This window comes from Chryseobacterium sp. OV279 (assembly GCF_900128945.1).
Taxonomy (GTDB): domain Bacteria; phylum Bacteroidota; class Bacteroidia; order Flavobacteriales; family Weeksellaceae; genus Chryseobacterium.
The window spans coordinates 754,480-776,845 of the sequence record NZ_FQUD01000002.1 but is presented as its reverse complement, the minus strand read 5'-3'; the positions used below and the strand labels follow the sequence as shown (position 1 = coordinate 776,845).

General features: G+C 37.6%; 19 protein-coding genes. 5 read left to right on the top strand and 14 right to left on the bottom strand.

All coding sequences use genetic code 11. From position 1 onward, the window contains the following. Positions 1-410 precede the first annotated feature (410 nt). Entirely contained in the window at positions 411-1,346 is a 936-nt protein-coding gene (locus BUA72_RS11280; protein ID WP_072923173.1) for a YeiH family protein, read from the top strand. Between the two features lie 423 nt (positions 1,347-1,769). On the opposite strand, the gene BUA72_RS11275 is transcribed toward BUA72_RS11280, so the two are convergent. The 8 genes from BUA72_RS11275 to BUA72_RS11240 form a co-directional block, all read right to left on the bottom strand. Further along, positions 1,770-1,949, bottom strand: a complete 180-nt coding sequence (locus BUA72_RS11275; RefSeq protein WP_072922980.1) for a hypothetical protein — start codon at positions 1,947-1,949, stop codon at positions 1,770-1,772. Between the two features lie 177 nt (positions 1,950-2,126). After that, a complete protein-coding gene (locus BUA72_RS11270) occupies positions 2,127-3,368 on the bottom strand; it encodes an MFS transporter (protein WP_072922979.1) in 1,242 nt (413 codons plus the stop codon). A gap of 73 nt (positions 3,369-3,441) precedes the next feature. Further along, positions 3,442-5,010, bottom strand: a complete 1,569-nt coding sequence (rny, locus tag BUA72_RS11265) for a ribonuclease Y (RefSeq protein WP_047448262.1) — start codon at positions 5,008-5,010, stop codon at positions 3,442-3,444. Between the two features lie 230 nt (positions 5,011-5,240). After that, positions 5,241-5,528 carry a cell division protein ZapA gene (locus tag BUA72_RS11260; RefSeq protein ID WP_034726323.1) on the bottom strand — a complete coding sequence of 96 codons (288 nt, stop codon included), beginning with the start codon at positions 5,526-5,528 and terminating at the stop codon, positions 5,241-5,243. Next, a complete protein-coding gene (locus BUA72_RS11255; RefSeq protein WP_047448265.1) occupies positions 5,528-5,830 on the bottom strand; it encodes a hypothetical protein in 303 nt (100 codons plus the stop codon). Before BUA72_RS11255 ends, BUA72_RS11260 begins: the two co-directional genes overlap by 1 nt. A gap of 140 nt (positions 5,831-5,970) precedes the next feature. Then, positions 5,971-6,753 (bottom strand): type IX secretion/gliding motility protein PorT/SprT, encoded by a 783-nt coding sequence (locus tag BUA72_RS11250; protein ID WP_047448268.1) that lies wholly within the window; start codon positions 6,751-6,753, stop codon positions 5,971-5,973. A 3-nt stretch (positions 6,754-6,756) separates the two neighbouring features. Then, entirely contained in the window at positions 6,757-7,488 is a 732-nt protein-coding gene (ubiE, locus tag BUA72_RS11245) for a bifunctional demethylmenaquinone methyltransferase/2-methoxy-6-polyprenyl-1,4-benzoquinol methylase UbiE (protein WP_034743381.1), read from the bottom strand. 3 nt (positions 7,489-7,491) lie between these two features. After that, positions 7,492-8,061, bottom strand: a complete 570-nt coding sequence (locus tag BUA72_RS11240) for a hypothetical protein (protein WP_072922978.1) — start codon at positions 8,059-8,061, stop codon at positions 7,492-7,494. Between the two features lie 101 nt (positions 8,062-8,162). Between BUA72_RS11240 and BUA72_RS11235 the strand changes: the two genes are divergently transcribed. Together BUA72_RS11235 and BUA72_RS11230 are read left to right on the top strand one after the other, a co-directional pair. After that, entirely contained in the window at positions 8,163-9,230 is a 1,068-nt protein-coding gene (locus BUA72_RS11235) for a 3-oxoacyl-ACP synthase III family protein (RefSeq protein ID WP_047448278.1), read from the top strand. 68 nt (positions 9,231-9,298) lie between these two features. Beyond that, positions 9,299-10,504: a metallophosphoesterase gene (locus tag BUA72_RS11230; RefSeq protein WP_072922977.1), complete on the top strand. Its 1,206-nt coding sequence runs from the start codon at positions 9,299-9,301 to the stop codon at positions 10,502-10,504. Positions 10,505-10,831: 327 nt separating this feature from the next. Here the strand turns inward: BUA72_RS11230 and BUA72_RS11225 are convergent, their stop codons facing one another. Together BUA72_RS11225 and BUA72_RS11220 are read right to left on the bottom strand one after the other, a co-directional pair. Next, positions 10,832-11,584, bottom strand: coding sequence for a polysaccharide deacetylase family protein (locus BUA72_RS11225; RefSeq protein WP_072922976.1), 753 nt, complete (start codon positions 11,582-11,584; stop codon positions 10,832-10,834). A gap of 84 nt (positions 11,585-11,668) precedes the next feature. Further along, complete coding sequence (locus BUA72_RS11220; protein ID WP_047448287.1) at positions 11,669-12,634, bottom strand: NAD-dependent epimerase/dehydratase family protein; 966 nt, start codon at positions 12,632-12,634, stop codon at positions 11,669-11,671. A 284-nt stretch (positions 12,635-12,918) separates the two neighbouring features. On the opposite strand from BUA72_RS11220, the gene ggt reads away from it, so the two are divergent. Further along, positions 12,919-14,607: a gamma-glutamyltransferase gene (gene ggt, locus BUA72_RS11215; RefSeq protein WP_072922975.1), complete on the top strand. Its 1,689-nt coding sequence runs from the start codon at positions 12,919-12,921 to the stop codon at positions 14,605-14,607. 466 nt (positions 14,608-15,073) lie between these two features. Continuing rightward, positions 15,074-16,354, top strand: coding sequence for a dicarboxylate/amino acid:cation symporter (locus BUA72_RS11210; protein ID WP_072922974.1), 1,281 nt, complete (start codon positions 15,074-15,076; stop codon positions 16,352-16,354). A gap of 325 nt (positions 16,355-16,679) precedes the next feature. Here the strand turns inward: BUA72_RS11210 and BUA72_RS11205 are convergent, their stop codons facing one another. The 4 genes from BUA72_RS11205 to BUA72_RS11190 all read right to left on the bottom strand — a co-directional run bounded on the left by BUA72_RS11205 (position 16,680) and on the right by BUA72_RS11190 (position 22,336). Further along, positions 16,680-17,570 carry a diacylglycerol/lipid kinase family protein gene (locus BUA72_RS11205; RefSeq protein WP_228407864.1) on the bottom strand — a complete coding sequence of 297 codons (891 nt, stop codon included), beginning with the start codon at positions 17,568-17,570 and terminating at the stop codon, positions 16,680-16,682. A 4-nt stretch (positions 17,571-17,574) separates the two neighbouring features. Then, positions 17,575-18,402: an RsiV family protein gene (locus BUA72_RS11200; protein WP_072922973.1), complete on the bottom strand. Its 828-nt coding sequence runs from the start codon at positions 18,400-18,402 to the stop codon at positions 17,575-17,577. Positions 18,403-18,500: 98 nt separating this feature from the next. Continuing rightward, complete coding sequence (locus tag BUA72_RS11195; RefSeq protein WP_072922972.1) at positions 18,501-20,438, bottom strand: transglutaminase domain-containing protein; 1,938 nt, start codon at positions 20,436-20,438, stop codon at positions 18,501-18,503. Positions 20,439-20,446: 8 nt separating this feature from the next. Then, positions 20,447-22,336, bottom strand: coding sequence for a DUF3857 domain-containing protein (locus BUA72_RS11190; RefSeq protein WP_047448302.1), 1,890 nt, complete (start codon positions 22,334-22,336; stop codon positions 20,447-20,449). Between the last annotated feature and the right edge of the window lie 30 nt (positions 22,337-22,366).

Sequence of the window (22,366 nt, the reverse complement as noted above, 5' to 3'; positions counted from 1 at the left end):
CAGGGAATAGGTCGCAGTTTGAACTATGGTCTTTTGATTAGATTTTAGACGGAGTAGAGGTCAATAGTGAATTTTGCTTCGCAAGTGAATGGTGAATTTTTGGGATAGATTTCAGATATTAGACGTCAGATTTCAGACAACAGACAACAGACAACAGACAACAACAGATGCAAAATATGATATAACTAGCAACTAGCAACTAGCAACTAGCAACTAGCAACTAGCAACTAGCAACTAGCAACTAGCAAAGTTACCCTGAACCACTCAAACGCTCCCACTCTAAAACCCTCCTACCCTCAAACTCTCTCACCTTACAATCCATAACTAAAAGTTATCCATCATAATAAAATACGATTTACTTTGTAATACTATATTTCGGAATTTTGGAGTCTGATTTCAAAACTTATCTTATGAAAGAGCTCATCCAAAATGAAATGATCCGAAAAACTGTTTTTATTGTACTCGGTGTTGCATGTCTTACCCCGTTAATTTCTTCCCCGATAGCTCTGGCCTTAGGCTTTGGTTTAGCGGTTCTCATTGGTAATCCGTTCGAAAAGCATTTGCACAGATACATTCATTTGTTGCTTCAGATTTCTATTGTAGGACTGGGTTTTGGGCTCAAACTGAATGAAGCGCTTCAGGCGGGGAAGACAGGATTCTTTTTAACGGTTGTCAGTATTTTCACGGTGATGGTTCTCGGCTATATTTTGGGAAGAGTATTTAAACTTGAGAAAAAGCTTTCTTATCTGATTTCTGCCGGAACAGCGATCTGCGGTGGAAGTGCTATCGCAGCTGTTTCTCCTATCATCAAACCGGGGACGAAAGAAATTTCTTTAGGTCTTGCCATTATTTTCACCTTAAATTCTGTAGCGTTGTTTATTTATCCGGCTATCGGGCATTTGCTGCATCTTTCTCAGGAGCAGTTTGGGCTTTGGTGTGCGGTGGGAATCCATGATACCAGTTCTGTGGTTGGAGCGGCCGGAAAGTATGGAAATGAGGCTTTAAAAATAGCCACTACGGTGAAACTGGCCCGTGCCTTATGGATTATTCCGGTTTCTGTGATCACGATGTTTATTTTTAAAAACAAAGAATCGAAAATTAAAATACCGTGGTTTATCGGGTGGTTTATCCTGGCTATTCTTCTGAATACTTATTTTCCTGTTTTTGATGGCTTGAGCAGCTCTGTGACTGCAGTAGCCAAATCGGGGCTGAATCTTACTTTATTCTTTATTGGGTCTACTCTTTCGATCGGGACTTTAAAAACGATAGGAATTAAGCCGCTGGCTGTGGCTGTTATTTTATGGATTACGATAAGTGTGGGGAGTTTGATTTATATCACCAGCTAAAACAAATATAAAATACTATAAATCAATACTTTAAAATTCAATTAATTAACTTCTATAATTTATTCCTTTTTTAGTTCTTTTGTCTTGAAACAAAATGAACCAAAAATTCAAGGCTGGAAGCTTCCGCTAAAAATTAAAACTCAATCCTAAAATTCCCAAACTCGTGCGGATTAAATATTGTTATTTCAGTTCAATATTTTTGCCGCACTCAAACAATGGGAATTTTTTAACGGAGTGAGTTTTAATTTTTTTAACGCTCCAGCTTCCTAGGCCAATATGAAAAACTACATTAGAAAATGAATTCCTTTTTTTGGGACCATTTTTAATCTCATCTTTAAAATGACAAAAACCTTTTGGAAGGTCCCAAAAGGCTTTTGCGTATTAAATGTGGAAATGTTTTAGTTTTCTTACTGATATACAGTCTTAAATTGCAGACTCACCACAGTTGTATCCCTGTGTGCAGGCAATGTGCTGTACGCAATACCAAGGTCCGGTTACAGAACCTGAGCAGCTGCATCCGCAAAGTGTTAAATCAGGTTTTCCGCTGATTCCTCCGATAATGTTCTTTAGATCTGCTTTTCTTAATTTCTTAGCGTTTTTCATAGTGTTACGTGATTTGATTTGAGATTAAACAATATAGTTTTGTTACTTTTCAAAGTTAAACAAATATTAATTATTCGCAACATAATTTAAATAAAACTTTAATAAAACGTTGATTCCATTGTGTTTATTACGATATAACCGCAATTCACAACCACCCCATTTCTTAAACAACATTAATTATTCGGTAAATTCAAGGTCTTTATTATGCGTTTCGGAAATCGTGAGTGCCGAATAAAAGGCCAGTCCAAAGACCACCAATCCAACGACCGCTGCACTGATGATCACCGTGAAATTATTTTTAAGCAGATCAAACGCCAGAATCATCACGGGAACCAGGCCTCTCACCATATTGGGGACGGTTGTAGTCGCCGTATTTCTGATATTAGTCCCGAACTGTTCGGCAGCAAGGGTCACAAACATCGCCCAGTATCCCGTTCCAAAGCCCAACCAGACACAGAACATATAATACTTTGTTTCCGTATTGGTATTCCCAAACAGCATGATCGCTACACCAACGATCGTGAACAGCAGCATATAAAAAATAGCCATCTTCCGGGATTTTAAAGCATGGGAAATAAAACCACTCATCAGGTCACCTACAGAAATGCCTATATAAGCCCACATAATGGCTTTTCCGGGATTCAGATCCCTGATGCCTAATTCAGGGGCAAACTGATTGGCTAAAACAGCAAGGATCCCTATACAATACCAGGTGGGCAATCCTACCGCAATACATTTGAGATATCTCGTCAGCCGCTCCTTATTGGTAAAGAAGGAGAGAAAATTGCCTTTTGAGACGCTTTTATGTACTATGTTTTTATAAATGCCGGATTCTGAAACGCTGATTCTCAGCAACAACAGCATAATTCCCATAATTCCTCCGATGATGTAGGAAATATTCCAACCGCCGGCCAATTCTACGGTAAGCTGAGCCACAACAGCACCCATCAGTCCAAATCCGGCTACCACGGAAGTTCCAATGGCTCTTAAATTCTTCGGGAGACTCTCAGAAACGAGGGTAATTCCTGCTCCAAGCTCTCCGGCGAGTCCTATTCCCGCGATGAACCTTAAACCCGCGTATTGATACACGAGATGCTCTTTCGGAAAGTAAGGAAGAAATCCACAGGCTATATTGGCCAGGGAATATACCAGAATAGAACCGAAAAGGACAGACAGTCGTCCTTTTTTGTCTCCAAAAATTCCCCAGAACACACCACCGATAAGGAGTCCTACCATCTGACAGTTGAGAATAAAGGTTCCGTCAGCGTCGGGATTCAGGCCTAAAGCTTTTAAACTTGGAATTCTTACGATACCGAATAAAAGCAGGTCATAGATGTCTACGAAATAGCCCAGGGCGGAAATGATAACGGGGATTGAAAAGATATACTTCAGTTTTGAAGACAAAGACAGTTCTTGCATTTTTAAGTTTTGATAAAAATAAAAAACCTTTCAATTTCTTGAAAGGTTTTTATAAAATATCTTTATTCTGTTATTATCTTGCAATATTCACAGCTCTTGTTTCTCTGATTACCGTTACTTTTACCTGTCCCGGATACGTCAGTTCATTTTGGATTTTTTCAGAGATGTCGTAAGAAAGCTGGTTCGCTACTTCATCATTTACTTTTCCGCTTTCTACCATTACTCTAAGTTCTCTACCTGCCTGGATCGCATAAGCGCTTGATACGCCGTCGAAACTTAAGGCTGCAGATTCAAGATCTTTCAGTCTCTGGATATAAGATTCAAGGACCTGTCTTCTTGCTCCCGGTCTTGCTCCTGAGATAGCATCGGCTACCTGGATGATCGGTGATAATAATGACTTCATTTCAATTTCGTCGTGGTGAGCTCCAATTGCGTTAACAACTTCTGCATTTTCACCGTACTTTTCAGCCCACTGCATTCCCAGTAAAGCGTGAGGAAGTTCAGATTCCTGCTCAGGAACTTTACCGATATCGTGTAGAAGACCTGCTCTTTTCGCTAGTTTTACGTTCAATCCTAATTCAGCAGCCATCGTTGCAGCAATGTTCGCTACTTCTCTTGAGTGCTGTAGTAAGTTCTGTCCGTAAGAAGAACGGTATTTCATTCTACCTACAATCTTGATCAGTTCCGGGTGTAATCCGTGGATTCCTAAATCAATGATTGTTCTTTTTCCTACTTCAATGATCTCTTCTTCGATCTGTTTTTTTGTTTTTTCTACTACTTCTTCGATTCTTGCCGGGTGGATTCTTCCGTCCGTCACCAATCTGTGTAGGGATAATCTTGCGATTTCTCTTCTTACCGGATCAAAACAAGAAAGAAGAATAGCTTCCGGAGTATCATCTACGATAATTTCCACGCCTGTCATTGCTTCCAAAGCACGGATATTTCTACCTTCTCTACCAATGATTCTACCTTTTACCTCGTCTGATTCAATGTTGAAAACAGATACTGAGTTTTCAATAGCCTGTTCTGTACCAATTCTCTGAATGGTCTGAACAACTATTTTTCTGGCTTCGTTCTTAGCATTCAGCTGTGCCTCCTCCATAATGCTCTGAACGTGTGCCTGAGCTCTTGTTTTAGCCTCTGCTTTCATGGTTTCTACCAATTCTGCTTTAGCTTCTTCTGCGGTGTAATTAGCAATTTTCTCAAGGATCTCTACCTTTTTAGTAGTCGCCACCTCAAGTTCCTGCTGTTTTCTATCTAAGATCTCATTTTTCTTAGCGTAATCTCCAATCTGCTTGTCAAGGTCCTTTTCAAGTTTTCCCGTCTTGCTAAGCTCGTCATTCAGCTTGTGTTCCTTGTCTTTGGTTCTTTTTTCTACCTCCTGCATTTTTTTCTCACGGGATTGGATATCCGCATCATGCTGAGATTTCAGTTCCAAAAACTTTTCTTTGGCCTGTAGGTTCTTTTCTTTCTTTATGGATTCAGCTTGAACATTTGCTTTTTCTATAAGGTTTTCGGCATTTTTCTTTGCATCATCTACAATAAATTTTGCCTTGGTATTCAGCGAGCTCTTAGAGAAAAGAATCCCTATCACTGCGCCAATAACTAAGCAAATAACGCCGACTATAATGGCTGTTGTCATAATATATATTGAGTTTTAATTGTCTTACACTTATCTAAATAAAAAAAACCTACAACAATTCAGGGATTGAGAGTAAACTCCTAATCAACACGATTTGAACTGATTTCCTCTGTCTGTAATCCGGGAGACCCGGCACGCCATTCAGCGGACATTTGCTCGGTAATTGTTTAGCGTTGAGTTTACCTTAAATGTGTTAGAATTATTGTAGGCAGTCTGACGGGAAAAGAATTCTATTTCCCTATTTCATTCAACGACTGATTAATCTGCACTAATCTTTCGTTGGTAGAATTTATATTTTTTTCGTAGTTCAGAGAAACTACTTCCGCGTTGGTTCCCAGTTTAAGGGCACACATCGCCAAAGCATCCTGTTTGTCTCTGACATCGAAGTTCTGTTCAAAATCTTTAATCATATTTTCGATCTGCTTTCCTACCTTGCGCAGAGTTTCCTCCTCTGCGGCCGGCACGTTCAGCGGATATACCCTTCCTGCAATGTTGATGGTTATTCTTCTTACCTCCATTATAATCCACTGTTTTGAAGCTGCGCAATACAGAAATCAATTTCTTTCACCAATCTGTTGATATGGTTTTTCATTAATCTGTTGTGTTCAGGATTCCCTGATATTGCTGAATAAAGTTTTATATTTTTTTGTTCTTCTGCTAATACCTGATTTCTTCTTCTCTCCTCATCATATTTCGTTTTCAGTTCTTCATGCTCAACACTTAAGTCTGATAATCTTTCAGTAAGACTTTTATAATTCTTTTGTAAAAGGAAAATCTTTCTCTCTAATTCTGAAAAATTGTTTTCTAAATCTTGAAGCATTTCAGGTTTTGTATATTCTAACTAGCAACAAAAATAAAAAAATAATAACAGTAACAAAAATAAATGTCTCTATATTTTGATTTGGTACGAAAAAAGGAGATGCAGATGCACCTCCTTTTGTATTTTTAATGTATATTTTCTTATTCGAATTTCAATACAAACATCACCGCTCTTGTCTGAAGCGTAGACATTGCTGTCGCCCAATATGGAGGTGTAGTCGCATTATCAGCCACTTTCTCGTTATTCATGAAGAATGTTCCTCTGATCGCCGGCGTAAGTTTAAATTTATTGAAGTAAAACTGAATTCCCATTTCAGCAGACCATGCAAAATTATGCGTAGTCGATCTGAAAACCTGCTGCATGTTGTCATCCACAGAATCAGAATTAGACTGAAGGTTCACGATATAGTTCACCCCTCCTGCAATATACGGTCTTGAATTGTACCATCTGTTCCCGTGAAGCTCCAATAGTACAGGGATGTCTACCAAAGTAGATTTAATCTCTCTTACTTTATCTTTCTCAGTTAAAGCAATTGGGAAAAAAGGTGGATTAGTCAATGTTCCGGCAGCATACTGGTCATTGGACTGGGTATTAAAAATCAACTGCCTTTGAGCAAATTGCAAGCCTGGCTCCAATCTTAGGTCCAGATTATCATTCAGTCTCCACTTGGCGATCAAACCAGCTCCGAAACTGTAGCTTTCTCTGGATTTAACAAGATTCTGATTACCTTCCGCACCATATCTTGGATGAAGGACGATACGGTAGTCTAGCCTGTTGCCGTTCAAATAAAAACCCCAACTGAATTTCTGCTCGTCAAAGTCTTCCAACTTATCCATTCTGTTTCGGGTTCTGAATTGCGCATCTGCAAAAACAGCAATATTAACTGAGGCTAAAACCAGTGCTCTTAATAGAAATTTATTCATAGGTTACTTTGTTGCTTTATAAATTGTGGCTATACCTAAACTTAGCTTTTTATATTCTACTTTCTTAAATCCTGTATCTAAAAGAATTTGCTTCATCTTTTCCCCGAAAGGAAAAGCATTTACAGAATCCGGAAGGTATGTATACGCCCTATTATCTTTGGATACCAGTCTGCCGATGGCAGGTAATATGTTTCTGAAATAAAACATATAAAATGGACCTAAGAACCCCTCAACCTTTGAAAACTCCAGTATATAAACACTCTTGTTATCTTTAACTACTCTTCTTAATTCTGCCAAACCTTTGGTAAGGTTTTCAAAATTCCTTACTCCAAATGCAACGGAAACAGCATCGAATCTATTGTCCTCGAAAGGTAAATTTTCTGCATCTCCTTTTTGCATGGAAATTTTGCCGTCTAATTTAAGTTTTTTTATTTTAATAACGCCAACATTCAGCATTTGTTGTGATAAATCTAAACCAATTACTTTTGCATCGGTTCCTTTTTCAATCGTGATTGCTAAATCTCCCGTTCCTGTAGCCACATCCAGCACTTCCTGCGGGTTGTCTTTTTTCATCATTTTCACCAATGTATTTCTCCATAAAACATCAATTTTCATAGATAAAACATGATTCAGAAGGTCATACTTCGGTGCAATATTGTCGAACATATCCTCTACCTGGCTTTTTTTAGTAGCCTCAGAATTGTAGGGAGTAACTTTGGTAATATCTTTTGTCAAAACTTAAAACTTGTAATATTCTTTGTAATAATTTAGGAAATCCTGCTTTCTGAAAATCTTTGATCTCGATTCCACCTGCTGAATGTTTTTGATCACTTTATCGTAATCCTCATCCACATTGTAATAAAAATCTTCAGTATAAAGCTTGTTGAAGCGTCTCGCTCCTCCGAAATAATCTTTTCCGTCTATTGTGATTTTGTCCAGGGCCAAAAGTAATGAATCTTTTTTAAGATTGTACCCATAATATTGATCATTAATATAATAATCCTGATGTGCGATGTTAATCAGCCCACGAATCTTATTCACTTCAAATGCAGAATCATAGAGCATTTTCTTATTCCGGTCGAAAACTTTGATGGAATTTTTCCCCTTTTTGATATCCACGTGAACATACTGTCCCGCTGAAATTATCCCCTCAGAACCATTATTGATTTTAAAATAATAGGTATTGGGAGTAGGGTTGTCTACTACAAAATAATTTTTCTTGGCTAAAAAAAAGAAGTAGACTCCAAAGGCAACGATAAACACCACAGCTGCAATAAGTAAGCCTTTTAAGGACGAGTTGTTTTTCATACGATTGTAAAGTACAATTTTTGCAAATTTAATAATATTTTTAATTCTCCGTTATTAATATTAATTATTAACTTTGCATCTTTAAAAAATCATTTAAACGAATGCCGAATACGATCATTATTGGTTCCGGATCCTATATTCCTAACAGAGTTATTGGTAGAGATTATTTCATGGATTCTGAGTTCTACACTGAAGACGGAGTTAAGATTGAAAAACCTGCAGAAGAAACCATCGCGAAGTTTGTAGAAATCACAGAAATAGAAAACAGAAGATTCATTGAAGACGATCTTTCCAACTCACAGATCGGTTCTGAAGCTGCAAAAGCAGCCCTTGAGGATGCTAAAATAGACGGCGAGGACCTTGACTACATTATTTACGCAAGCAACTTTGGAGAAGTTACTGTAGACGGATATGTGAATTTCATGCCTAATATGGCAGCAAGAGTGAAAAATAAGCTGGGCATTAAAAACAGAAAATGCATCACTTATGATATGATTTTCGGATGTCCGGGATGGGTGGAAGCCATGATCCTTGCCGACAACCTTATCAAGGCAAAAGCTGCAAAAACCATCCTTGTGGTAGGTGCAGAAACTTTAAGCCGCGTTACAGATCCGCATGACAGAAACAGAATGATTTTCGCTGACGGTGCCGGTGCAGTAGTTGTACAGGCTACAGATCAGGAAAATGTAGGTATCATTGCTCACAACACCATTTGTGACAACGGTCCGGAACTGTGTTATCTTGAAAACGCGTCTTCTATCAACGCAAACGTAGATCAAAGACGCCTTTATGTAAGAATGCAGGGAAGAAAAATCTATGAGTACGCCCTTAAAAATGTTCCTTCAGCAATCAAGGAAACAATTGAAGATGCGGGACTTTCTATCGAAAACATTGACAAAATCCTTATCCACCAGGCGAATGCAAAAATGGATTACGCCATGATCGAAAGACTTCACAAGCTTTATGATGTGAAAGATTACGACCATGCGATCTCTCCTATGACGATTCAGGATCTTGGAAATACGTCTGTAGCAACTATTCCTACGATGTATGATTTAATAATTAAAGGAAAAATGGAGGGTCAAACGTTTAAAGATAAAGGTAACATTGTGATGACTTCGGTAGGTGCCGGAATGAACATCAATGCTATCGTTTACAGATTTCCTTAAAATATTTAATTAACAAAAAAATATAAAGCACAGGGAAACATATTCTTTGTGCTTTTTTTAGATTTATCATGCAGAGAAATTTTTTGATCATTGCCGCTATCTTTCTGGTTCTGGAAGTTTATATCTATCAGGCTATAAGAACATTAACAGATAATTTCTGGATCAGGCTTGGGTATTGGGTTGTATCTTTGACCGTTTACGCGATTTTCGCCTACGAAATTACTCATTTCCAAAGAACAGATAAAAGCTCCGTTAGAGTCCAGATCACTATTTCGCTGTTCCTGATCTTTATACTTCCAAAAATCTTTGTGGTTCTGTTTTTATTAATTGACGATATTTTCAGAACCGGAGGCTATTTAATCGGATTAACACGACCACAGGAAAATTTCTTCCCTGAAAGAAGGAAATTCCTGAGCATTGTTGGACTGGGCCTTGGAGGCGTTCTTTCTGCTCTTTTCATCGACGGAATTACGTTCGGAAAATATAGACATACTGTAAGAAGGATTAAGGTGAAGATTCCGGGTCTTTCGAAAAATTTTGAAGGTTATAAAGTGATTCAGATCTCTGATGTTCACAGCGGCAGTTTTTCAGATCCATCGAAACTTCAGCACGCTATTGATCTGATCAACGAGCAAAATCCTGATCTTGTGCTTTTTACCGGCGATATGGTCAATAATATTTCTGATGAATTCAAACCTTTCATTCCTCTATTTTCAAAGATAAAAGCAAAAGACGGCAAGTTTGCAGTACTTGGAAACCACGATTATGGAGACTATGTAACATGGACTTCCCTCGATGCCAAGAAGAAAAACCTCGACACGCTTATCGACTATGAAAGACAGGCAGGTTTTGATATGTTAAGAAACGAACACAGAGTGATTGAGAGAAACGGAGAAAAATTATACATTCTCGGCGTTGAAAACTGGGGATTAAAACCATTTCCTCAATTCGGAAAGATTGATGATGCTTTAAAAGGGGTGCCGGAATCTGCTCCGAAAATCCTGATGAGCCATGACCCTACCCACTTTGATTACGTAGTCAAAAAACACCCTGGAAACATCCATTTGACACTTTCAGGACACACCCACGGAATGCAGTTCGGTTTAGATCTGAAAAACGTTAAATGGTCTCCTGTACAATACCGTTACCCAAAATGGGCCGATTTATACGAAAGCGAAGGAAAAATGCTTTACGTGAACAGAGGCTTCGGTGTTCTGGGATATCCGGGAAGAGTGGGCGTATTGCCTGAGATTACTTTGTTTGAGCTGAGCTAGTTTTGAGTTTGAGAGTGAGAGCGTTTGAGAGTCTGAGGGTTGTCAAGTTGCTAGTTGCTAGTTAAAATAACGTTCCGGGTTGCTGGTTTTTTGTAAATAAAATGCATAATCTCAGTCTAAACCTTAGCCTAATGTCTGACATCTTGGTTCTTGGTTCTTGAATCTATCATTCACCATTCACTTGCGAAGCAAAATTCACCATTGACATCTATCTCGCCCAAAAACCAAATCAAAAGACCATAGTTTCAACCTTCGGCACAATCCCTAATCCCTAATCCCTAATCCCTAATCCCTAATCCCTGCAACCTAAAACCTGCTACCTACCACCTAAAAAATATAATCCTTCATCCGCGAGGTCGCCATATCATGCTCATTCACCCAGGTAAGAAGGGCATCGAGTTTGTCTTCCATTTTCTTTCCTGAAAAGAGGCTTCTGTAAAATGGAATATCAAACCGGTATTTTTTAAAATCAGTGAACTGCCATGAATTTAAATAGATTAAGACAAAATCATCATTCTTCAGCGTTTCAAAAACCATACTCTGGTAATAGTTCATCGGCAGGATCTGAAACACAAAATCATTATACGGCAACTGACTGTAAGGTGAGATACTTTCCGGTACAATACTCAGCCCGTCTTCTTCATTAATCTCGGTATCTCTTTTCAGTCGTTTGAATGGAAAAAGAACATCTGCATTATCGATATTGGAGACATAATTAAACTCCAGCGATTTCAGATCTTCCTGAGGCAGTTTATAATCTTTCTGCCGGATTCCTCTGATCTGTTTTTCGAGAAGATCCTGAATGTTTTTTTTCACCTCTTCAATTTCCTGAAGATTTGAATTGAAATTATAAAAAGCAATTTCATGCCCTTTGGATGAAATTGCTTTTATTAAATTCTGCAGTTTTTCCGCGATGGAAATCTCCACAAAAAAACTGGCTTTGATGTCATGAATATCTAAAATCCGAAGAATAGCTTTGGTGTTATCTTCTGTGATCTTCAGTCTTTCTTCATCAGAAATCTGCACGCTGTTTTTGGCTTCAGCCTCTATATTTAAGATGTTAAAAGTCAATAAAATCATTTAAATTAAATTTTAGATATAGTTTATAAGTAATTAAAAATCAATTGTTAAAATAATATTTATTTAAATATTAACTTTAAGTAATTAATTTTTATTCAATTTCACTTTAAGATTCTTGATCATGTCCTTCGACATTTCAGAAATTCCGAAATCATAGGTCAGTCCCCAGTCCTTTTTCGCTACAGAATCATCGATGGATGCCGGCCATGAATCTGCAATCGCCTGTCTGAAATCCGGTTTGTAATCGATCGTAAATTCCGGTATTTCTTTCTTGATTTCTTCGGCAAGTTCTTTCGGTGTAAATGACATTCCTCCTAAATTATAAGACGAACGAACGGTAAGACTTTCCTTCGGAGCTTCCATTAATTTCAAGGTTGCGTTGATCGCATCATCCATATAAAGCATCGGCATTCCGGTGTCTTCAGAAATGAAACTTGTGTATTTTCCTTCCTCGATGGCTTCGTAAAAAATCTCAACAGCGTAATCTGTAGTTCCACCTCCGGCAGGTGTTTTCCATGAAATAAGTCCCGGGTACCTGATACTTCTTACATCTACTCCATGCTTGTCAAAATAATATTCGCACCACTTTTCACCTGCCATTTTCGAGATCCCGTACACGGTAGTAGGATTTAAAACCACATCCTGTGCTACATCATGTTTTGGAATTCCTTTCCCGAATACAGCGATTGAACTAGGCCAGAAGATCTTTTTAAGAAGCCCTTCCTTTGCCATTTCACAAAAATGAAGAAGAGGTTCAAGATTCAGTTTCCAGGCAAAAATAGGCTGCTTTTCTGAAGTTCCTGATAAAAGCGATGCCAGGTGATACACTGTAGTAATCTCATAATCTTTGATCACCTGTCTTACCAGCTGCGTATTGGTAACATCCATTCTTTCGTAATGTCCGGCAGCGGTAATTCCCTTTTGCCATCTGTCCAGTCCAGATGCTACTACATTGTCAGCTCCGTGCATTTCAACAAGTCTGTTCGTCAGTTCGGTGCCAATCTGTCCCAGAGCACCTGTAATCAATATTCTTTCCGTATAGGATTCCATTTTTACATATTTTTTTAGAGTTGTACAAAAGTAAAAAAATCATGCTTATCATAATAATAAAGCTGGGGTTAAAAATAGATTCTGTATACCTGCCTTGAAAATTGATAAAAAAAATAATATTTCAAACAAATCAATCATATTTGACATCCTATAAAAAATCATCAAAAATATCTGACCATATCTTCTTTTTCTTTATTAACAGCACCAGAGCAAGCTATTCCATTTGTTTAACCTGCAACCGTTTGCATTAAAAAAATATCTACTTTTGTTTTAAACAAAATCTTATGAAGAAGCTTTTCATTGCAGCAGTACTGTTTGCCGGAAATGTGTACTGGGCACAGTTTACTGATTTTAAAATTGTCAAGGAAGTAAAAATAAAAAATAAAGGTGCAGTGGTATCTGCCCATCCTCTTGCGAGTGAAGCAGGTGCAAAAATGATGAAAATGGGCGGAAATGCCTATGATGCAGTTGTCGCTACACAATATGCGCTGGCCGTGGTTTATCCTCAGGCTGGAAATATCGGCGGCGGCGGTTTTTTAGTGGGTGTTAAAAATAATGGTGAAAAATTCACACTGGATTATAGAGAAACTGCTCCTAAAAAAGCTTCAAGGGATATGTACGTTGACAAAAACGGCAAAGCGAATACAGATCTTTCTCAATACGGAAGGCTTGCTGTAGGGATCCCGGGAAGTATTGCAGGTTTTTATGCTACTTTGAAATACTGTAAACTACCAATGGACAAAATCATCCAGCCTGCCATTGATTTAGCAGAAAAAGGATTTGCCATCACAGAAATGGAAGCTGAAATGCTGAACACCCACAGAGAAAAATTCCTTAAACACAATACATCAGCTATCGCTTTTGTAAAAGATACTCCGTGGAAAGCAGGTGATATTCTGGTACAGAAAGAACTGGCTGCCACGCTTAAATTAATTCAAAAACAGGGCGCAAAAGGATTTTACGAAGGAAAAACAGCTGAGCTTATGGTTTCTGAAATGAAAAAAGGAAACGGAATCATGACTTTAGAGGATCTTAAAAATTATAAAGCTGCCGAAAGAAAACCTTTGGAATTTGACTATAAAGGAAGCCGTGTGGTGACTATGCCTCTGCCTTCGAGCGGCGGTGTATTACTTGCCCAAATGTTGACCATGGCCGGATATGAAAATCTGGAAAAATACCAGCAGAATTCTACAGAGGCTGTACAGATCATGACTGAAGCTGAAAGAAGAGCTTTTGCTGACCGGGCGGAATACATGGGTGATCCTGATTTCATTGAAGACAAAACTGCTTATCTGACTTCTGATGCTTATTTAAAAAGCAGATGGAAAAGTTTTAGTTTCAACAAAGCCACACCGAGCGCCGAAGTGGGAAAAATCATCAGCCAACCGAATGAATCTACGCAAACCACTCATATTTCCGTGATTGATAAGGACGGAAACACAGCTTCTGTGACCACTACCCTTAACGGATATTATGGAAGCAAGGTTGTAGTTTCGGGTGCAGGATTCTTTTTAAATAATGAAATGGATGACTTTTCCATCAAACCAGGAGTTCCGAATATGTTCGGAGCGGTGGGAGGAGAAGCCAACTCGATTCAGCCAAATAAAAGAATGCTTTCTTCCATGACTCCTACGATCCTCCTTAAAAACGGAAAACCTTATATGGTGGTGGGAACTCCGGGAGGGACAACGATTCCTACATCCGTCTATCAATCGATTGTGAATGTGGTAGATTTTAAACTGAATGCCAATATCTCGGTGAATGCACCGAAATTCCATCACCAGTGGCTTCCGGAAAAAATCACGGTAGAGAACAATTTTCCGGAAAGTACGATCTCAGCCCTGAAAAGCAAAAATTACGTGATTGAAAAAATAAAATACATTGGAAAAACTGAATTGATTCTGATGGACGACAATGGAAACATTCATGCTGTGGCAGATGGCCGCGGGGATGATTCTGTTGCCGTAGAATAATTTTGTTATCATTATACTATATGCTTCGACTCCGCTCAACATAACGTACTTATCAACGTTGTCATGCTGAGCGGAGTCGAAGCATTTTTTATTTCTTTATTTCTGTAACCCTCAATTCAATCATAAGGCTTAAACCGAATCAATTTCAAAACCTGGGAATGGATGAGCTTTTTTAACGCAAAATTTGATTCTGATGCCGCATCCCTTTAAGAATATAAAGAGTGGAATCAATTGCATTGATTCGATTAAGCAGACGCTATATCCGGAAAGAATCTTTGAAAAAATTTCATCTCTTTGCCAAGTTTTGCAAATGATCCCTTAAACCGAAACTAAAAACTTCCAGCACTTCCATCTCCCATCTTCATTTCTTCCATCTCCTTCCAAAATTATCAATTTAACTGACTTTCGTCATGTTTTAAGATAAAAATTCTTAATTTTCCGGCTTCAAAATCTAAAAAAGAATCCTTTGAAAGCGAAACAATTCTATCATCAGCTTTATTTTCAAGTCATTATCGCCATAGTAGCCGGTATACTTTTAGGAAGGTTTTATCCTGAACTGGGTGAAAAAATGAAACCTCTCGGCGATGGATTCATCAAACTGGTAAAAATGATCATCGCTCCGGTGATCTTCATTACCCTGACTTTAGGAATTGCTCATATGACCGATCTCAAAAAAGTCGGCCGTATTGCTGTAAAAGCAATGATCTATTTTTTTACGTTTTCCACTTTAGCATTGATCATCGGACTGATTGTCGGAAATATTCTACAACCGGGACACGGTTTAAATATAGACCCCGCTACTCTATCCGGCGATGTTTCACAATATCAACAGAAAGCTCATGACTCTACGCTGACAGGTTTTATCATGAATATTATTCCTGAAACCCTTTTCAGTCCATTGGTTGGCGAAAATATTCTTCAGGTACTTCTGGTAGCTATATTAATGGGTGTTGCTCTGGTTTTAACCAAAGAAAAAAGTCAAAAAGTAACGGACTTTTTACAGGATCTATCCACTCCGATTTTCAAAATTGTCCATATGCTCATGAAACTGGCTCCGATCGGGGCTTTTGGGGCAATGGCATTCACTATCGGAAAATATGGTCTTCATTCTGTACTGAACCTGATCTTTTTAGTGGGAACCTTTTATATTACGTCTATCCTTTTTGTGGTATTGGTTTTGGGAGCGGTTGCCTGGTACAACGGATTCAGTATTTTTAAACTGATGTATTATCTGAAAGAGGAACTTCTACTGGTTTTAGGAACCAGCTCTTCCGAATCGGCACTTCCCGGAATTATGGAAAAGCTGGAAAAAGCCGGGTGTTCGAGAGCTATTGTAGGACTGGTAGTACCTACCGGATATTCTTTCAATCTGGATGGAACCAATATTTATATGACGCTGGCTTCTCTGTTTATCGCTCAGGCTCTGAATATTGATCTTCCTTTGGAAAAACAGTTGATGCTGCTTTTGGTAGCGATGCTAAGTTCAAAAGGAGCCGCAGGTGTTACAGGAGCAGGATTTGTAACGCTGGCTGCAACATTGGCTGTCGTTCCTGAGATTCCGATTGCCGGAATGACTTTAATTTTGGGAATTGATAAGTTTATGAGTGAGTGCAGAGCTTTGACGAATGTTATTGGAAATTCTGTGGCTACAGTAGTTGTGGCAAACTGGGAAAAGCAGTTGGATAAAGAGCAGTTACAGTACTGTCTGAATCATCCGGCTGAGATTGAGAAGAAGCTGGAACTTTAGGTGTTGAGACAGATACAAGAACGTTAACACTCAGCAAAAACTTTTCGTAAAACAGAATGTAGGTTTTAACATTAAGAAATAAATAGAATTTAAACCAATTATTCTTTTTAATCACAGATGACAAAGATTCTCACAGATGATGATGTTAAATGTTTTTGTGACTATTTGTGGAATTTGTGTTTTAATTTTTAGATTTTGGCTAAAGCCGAATGAATAAGGATTTATTTTTAAGGCGGGCTAAAGCCCACCTCTATTGAATTTCAAAATGATTGTTTTTACCTCTGCCACCCTTTACCTTTACCTTTACCTTTACCTTTACCTTTACCTACACTAAAATATTCAGACTTGCAGGCAAGACTTTCACATGAACCGGTGATTCTATTTTATTAAATTCCCCGTCGAGATGCCAGTTTTTGGTGGTTACTTTAAATGAAATTTCTGAAACGGGAAGGTAGGTTACATATTCATCATCCTTCAGTCTTTTGGTGAACATCCTGAACGCAAAAAGCGCGGAATAGGTCAGCGGGAATTTTTTCACCAATACCATATCTACCAAACCATCACTTTTACTTGCATTGGGAGCAATATAAGCGTTATTTCCGAACTGTCGGGTGTTGGCTATATTCAGCATCAGATATCTTCCATTGTACTGCTGATAAGCTTCGTCGGTAAACTTAACCTTGATGGGTTTATAATTGAAGAATGTCTTCAGAGAGACTTTGATATAATTTTTGAATCCGCGGGTGGTTTTTTCAAACTCTTTTACCACTTTTCCGTCAAATCCTGTTCCTGAAACGTTGATCGACAGTCTGTCATTCACCGTAAAAGTATCAATTTTCCTGAATGCTTTGGCTTTAATTTTTTCCAGAAGTTCATCCAGATTTTTATTAAATTTAGTTTCATTGGAAAAACCATTCCCTGATCCTGCCGGAAATATGGCCAGAATTTTTTCTGTATTAATAAGATTTCGCGCCACAGTGGAGATGGTTCCGTCGCCTCCTATAGCCACAAAAATATCAACATTGTCAAAATTAGCCTTAATAAAATCATCTGTCCCCGGGATAGATTCAGAGATATAGTACAAAGGATTGTCAACCTTTTTTTTGAGTTCGTCAAGAAACGGCTGATAATTTTTTTTGGCCGAAAAGGGATTAATGATAAAAGCTGCTTTTTCCATTACCGCAAAAATAGAAAATGCTTCCTGATCCGGAAGCATTAATTTACTTTATTTTCATTCTTTCTTTAAATTCCGCATTCAGAGTTCCTTTCAATTCATCCCATGAAACAGGAATAACAATATCTCCGGCTGCAAAAGCGGCAATTTCGTACGGGCTGTAATGGAAGTACAGGTTTTTCTGATCAAAATAGAAGTTATTCGTAGCAGGAATGACCTCTACCAATAGCATATCTGAGTTTTTCACGTCTCCTTCAGCATCTGTTGTTCCGCTTTTTACCTTATTCAGGTTTTTCATCAAGAGCGCTTCCAGTTTAGCTTTCGGCATTGAAGTCACATCTTTAAGCTCCAGTTTTGTATTGCTTTTAAGATCAAAAACTCTTTCTGAAAATCCGTAATTATCATGAGCACCCCCTTCATATGAACTCCATACATATCCAATGTGCATATAATCATTCTCATTAGAGATCAAGTCCATATAGGAATTTGTATACCAGCTTTGGGCGTAGGAAATATCTGAAAGCCAGTCTTTGCTTTCACTTTTCGTAGATTTGAAGTACTCATTTTTCTGATTATCCAGATAAGCCTGCAGTCCTTTTTGAGAAAAATCTTTAATTCCCTGCTCATGAAAATAAATACTATCTAAGAGCTTTTTTTCTTTCAGCGTCGGGAAAACGAGCAATTTTGAAGTGAATTTCACGCTCAATGAGTCTGCAATCTTTGAAGAATCACTTACTTTAACAGAGTCAACGACCAGTTTTTCAGGCTGTGATGCGGCGGTCTTATCAGAAGGTGTAGTTGTATTTTCTGCCTTTTTACATGCTGAAAAAGCAAGAAAAGAAGAAACTGCCAGAACGGCAATTGTATTTTTCATAATTTATCTTTTTAGTATTAATACAAAAACCATTCAAAAAATGAATGGTTTTGCAAAATTATTTTTATTTAATCTAAGAATCTAAATCAAATTGTCCTTTATGATTTTTTAATCAGACTGATTACCTGGTTTTCACTTTTTGAAGCGGTTCCCCAAATCTGCTTAAATGCAGGATAATATTCTTTAGGATAATCCGGACTTACAATTTTGGTCGTAGAAATAATTTCCAGCTTATTTCCTTTCTGCTCGGCAACATAGCTGTATTCTATTTCTTTATCCTGGGTAACAATCTTTTTACTTTTAGGCATACTTTCTATGAGATAGCCTTCCGGTATTTCCAGAATTATTTTTTTCACTTTGGTAAATGAAGAAATAAAATCAATAGGGTATTTTCTTTCATCTGCCTGATCAAATTCATTGGAATTTTTGTTCAGGAACAACATTGGGTTGATGATCATCTTTTTTCCTACTCTATCAATCAGATTGTCTGAAGAGAATTTCATTGTACTTTCAAAATCTCCGTTTTCTAAAATTTTTGAATCAATTCCTGTAAAGTCTATTGAATAATTTTCTTTGTACTGTTTTTTATATTTTTCAGCATTTTCATCGTAACTTTCTTTAACAAACATAGCATATGTACCTGTATCTTTATCAGCATAAGTTCCCGAAATACTTCCGTCTTCATTGATCTTTGCTTCGGCAGTAAGATAATTGAAACTGGATGTAGTATTAGTCATCTCCATGAGCGATGTCTTTTCTTTAGCTATCAGAACGCCATAATTATTCCAGTCTCTTGGAGGAAGATTGTTCTTTGAAGACTGTTTAGAAGTAGCATCAAAAAGATTAAATCCATCTTTTATTTTTACAGCTGCCAAAACAAAATTCATACTCACGATACTTGGAGAAGTTAAATTAATCAGACCATTGTCTACTGTAGAAATGATCAGAGGTTCTGCTGTAAGCCCTGCCTCCCGAAGCAACATAATCAGGAAAAGGTTGATCTCTGCTGCATTTCCTGTTTTGGTTTCGATCAGTTTTTTGATTCCATCTTCCGTATAAATACCGCGGTCTTTATTCCAGGTAAATGTATTTTTTACATAATTAAAGATAGCATCTGCTTTTTCAGCATCAGATGGCAGACTTGAAATCCCTGCAGGCATATTTTCTTTTGCCAATTTCGTTCTTTTTAGTTCGGAACCAAAGTCTTCATCTTTATACAGCTTTTCTTTGATTTCCTCCCAGGAAGAAGAATGCATTTTAAGCTGGCCAAAATTGGTAGAATGCAGCTCTGCACTTATTTTTGTACGGTAATTCCTATCATTTTTAACAAATTTTTCAGATTTAAACCCTTTGAGATTTTCATATCCGAATCTATAGGTTTTAAACTGCACCCCATACATTGTTTTTTCCTCTATTATTCGGTGCTTTGGAGCTAATGAACCCGTATAATTTACATTATAGGCTATATAAGAAGGGGCATCGAGAATATATTCCGTATAAAGTGAAGGCGTATCCGATTCTATAATGATCTGCGGCACAGAATACAAAAACGGAGATAAAACTTCATACTGGTATTCTATAACGGAACCGTTCTTTACGTTGGGAAAAGCAAATTTGGTGATTGTGGTGTATTTACTTTCCTTGCTTTTGTATTTTGAACTTTTATCTACTTTTGTGGTTATTGCTGTTCCATTTTCGAGATTATATACAAAGCCTTTCATTTTATTTAAAACCTCCTCGTCACCAGCTGAATTTTTATGTAATGGAATTTCCAGATTTAACCAATCTTCAGCTTTATCTTTATCATAAATTTTTACCCGGTAAAAAACTTTTTTCCGCAAATCTCCTGTAGAGGTATCTACTCCGAAATGTACGGATTTATATAAGATTTCAGCGGGAGCATTCTCATCCAGCAGTGATTTTGCTTTGGACAGATCTGCATTATCGAATGCCGGAGGATTCAGAAATTCATGTTTCTGACCGTTGAATAGAGTCAAAGCGATGAAGCAAAATGCTGTCAAAAATATTTTTTTCATGTTTGTATTTAAATTTTTGTCAATAAAATTTTAGCATTATCTCCATTTAATGCTTTTTTACGGAAGCTCACATAGTCGTTGTATTTCTCTTTTGGAAAAATCCCTTTATTAATCTTAATGAAACGGTTCACTTTCAATGATTCCCCGTTTTTCACAAGGGTCAGTTTGTAGGTTCCAAATTCAGAATTAACGGTAACATTTTGTGGAACTTCATCTATTTTATAATTCTTGGGAAGTACAAAATCTATTTCATATTCATCCTCAAAAGACTGTCCTATTTCAAAAGGAAGTTCTCTGTTTTCATCAGCTTTGTAATGATAATTGGAGAAAATAGGCACCGCTCGGAAAATCATACTCTCTCCTGTTGTTTTAGAATAATTATTGGCTTTAAAATCCAAATTGAATTTCACAACCGCATTATCTTTATCATTCACAAAGTCTTTCATTTCCACTTTCTCGAAATTCAGAACATCAAATCTGCTTTTCATGGATTCAATCCTTTCTTTTGGAGAGAGATAAGTATAGGACAAATTACTGTCGTATTGACTTCCAGTATAGGAAAACTGACCTTCTCCTTTTATGGTACTGTCTTCACTAAGAGTGATTTTCAAGTTTTGCTTCTCTCTATTCTGCTCTGCGGTGTATGCCGGTGTATTGATAAGCTCTATCCCTTTTTTAGTGACGGCAAGAACATTTCTATCGGTAGTACTGTAACCCAAATGGTTAAAAGCGATCTGCTGAGATGTATTTTCCAGCCAGATATTTCCTTTTTCAGTAGGAACCATCAGGATCGCGTGATTTCCTCCCATGGCAGGAAAATCAGGATCAAAAGACACTTCAGATGAACTGGAATTGATGACGCAGTAATTGGAAGGAATTCCTGCTTCATTCAAGAGTGTTTTCATGTAATTGGTAAGTCCTTTACAGTCTCCGTATCCTTTTTTATGCACTTCATCGGGAAGCATAGGAAGCCATCCTCCTATTCCAAGTCCTACGAATATATATCTGGTTTTTGTCTGCATATACTGGTAGAGTTTTTTTACCTTCTCTTCAGTTGAACCTTCTAATTTCAAAGCAGCTACCTCAGCTTTAATAGCGGGAGTAGGCGCAGAAACAGGCTCTACAAGATTGGTATAATACCAGGTTCCGAAATCTGTCCAGTTATTCAGCGTTCCCTGCTTTCCCTCCAGATTGAATTTAGCTAAAGCAAAACTCACTTTCGGCAAAATTTTCACGGGTTGCGGAAGCATCTGAGCATCATCAATGGCCGGAACATTCTTATAAGAGTATGTCTTTTCACCTCCATTATCACTTGTCACAACCGATGCATAATTATATTTTGAAGGATATGTCTTGGATCTGAGTTCGATTCCTGATTTATTGATTATTTTAAACTGCCCTTCTTCAAGAGATATATTCGGCGATGAAAACGGCACAAAATCAGGAATGAAAATGGTATTATCATTGGTGATCTGATAAGAAAAATCCACAGTATAAGGATAATGAGCGGAAGTGTATGACAATGCCAAAATCCTGTTATCAGAATAAAACACGCCTTGGCTATTGTTAGCAAAGTCTCCGAAATCAGATTTCGAAAAACTTTTCACCTTTTTTCCTGCTTCATCATAAATAGTCACCTTCACGTCCGAAATATTATCACCCTTTTTATAAGGGATATAAATCAAAGCTTTAGAGTCACCATCTTTATTTAAGACCGTAGTTACCGTATTGAACTGGTATTTGATTTCATCGATTTTATTAATCTGAGCTGTTGTAAAATCTTTTCTGATCACTACATCAGCATTTTTCTTTAAATTTTCGGGAATGGCAGATGCCGGATAGGTTTGGGCAAAATATATTGAGGCTGTAGACAAAGCTACAAGAAGTAATATTTTCATCGTTTATTAGAATTTTAAAATGAACATTAG

Bases quoted from the DNA above. Each gene is read 5' to 3' on its own strand.
- BUA72_RS11280 (WP_072923173.1), top strand. From the start codon at position 411: ATGAAAGAGCTCATCCAAAATGAAATGATCCGAAAAACTGTTTTTATT.
- BUA72_RS11275 (WP_072922980.1), bottom strand. From the start codon at position 1,949: ATGAAAAACGCTAAGAAATTAAGAAAAGCAGATCTAAAGAACATTATC.
- BUA72_RS11270 (WP_072922979.1), bottom strand. From the start codon at position 3,368: ATGCAAGAACTGTCTTTGTCTTCAAAACTGAAGTATATCTTTTCAATC.
- rny (WP_047448262.1), bottom strand. From the start codon at position 5,010: ATGACAACAGCCATTATAGTCGGCGTTATTTGCTTAGTTATTGGCGCA.
- BUA72_RS11260 (WP_034726323.1), bottom strand. From the start codon at position 5,528: ATGGAGGTAAGAAGAATAACCATCAACATTGCAGGAAGGGTATATCCG.
- BUA72_RS11255 (WP_047448265.1), bottom strand. From the start codon at position 5,830: ATGCTTCAAGATTTAGAAAACAATTTTTCAGAATTAGAGAGAAAGATT.
- BUA72_RS11250 (WP_047448268.1), bottom strand. From the start codon at position 6,753: ATGAATAAATTTCTATTAAGAGCACTGGTTTTAGCCTCAGTTAATATT.
- BUA72_RS11240 (WP_072922978.1), bottom strand. From the start codon at position 8,061: ATGAAAAACAACTCGTCCTTAAAAGGCTTACTTATTGCAGCTGTGGTG.
- BUA72_RS11235 (WP_047448278.1), top strand. From the start codon at position 8,163: ATGCCGAATACGATCATTATTGGTTCCGGATCCTATATTCCTAACAGA.
- BUA72_RS11230 (WP_072922977.1), top strand. From the start codon at position 9,299: ATGCAGAGAAATTTTTTGATCATTGCCGCTATCTTTCTGGTTCTGGAA.
- BUA72_RS11225 (WP_072922976.1), bottom strand. From the start codon at position 11,584: ATGATTTTATTGACTTTTAACATCTTAAATATAGAGGCTGAAGCCAAA.
- BUA72_RS11220 (WP_047448287.1), bottom strand. From the start codon at position 12,634: ATGGAATCCTATACGGAAAGAATATTGATTACAGGTGCTCTGGGACAG.
- ggt (WP_072922975.1), top strand. From the start codon at position 12,919: ATGAAGAAGCTTTTCATTGCAGCAGTACTGTTTGCCGGAAATGTGTAC.
- BUA72_RS11205 (WP_228407864.1), bottom strand. From the start codon at position 17,570: ATGCTTCCGGATCAGGAAGCATTTTCTATTTTTGCGGTAATGGAAAAA.
- BUA72_RS11200 (WP_072922973.1), bottom strand. From the start codon at position 18,402: ATGAAAAATACAATTGCCGTTCTGGCAGTTTCTTCTTTTCTTGCTTTT.
- BUA72_RS11195 (WP_072922972.1), bottom strand. From the start codon at position 20,438: ATGAAAAAAATATTTTTGACAGCATTTTGCTTCATCGCTTTGACTCTA.
- BUA72_RS11190 (WP_047448302.1), bottom strand. From the start codon at position 22,336: ATGAAAATATTACTTCTTGTAGCTTTGTCTACAGCCTCAATATATTTT.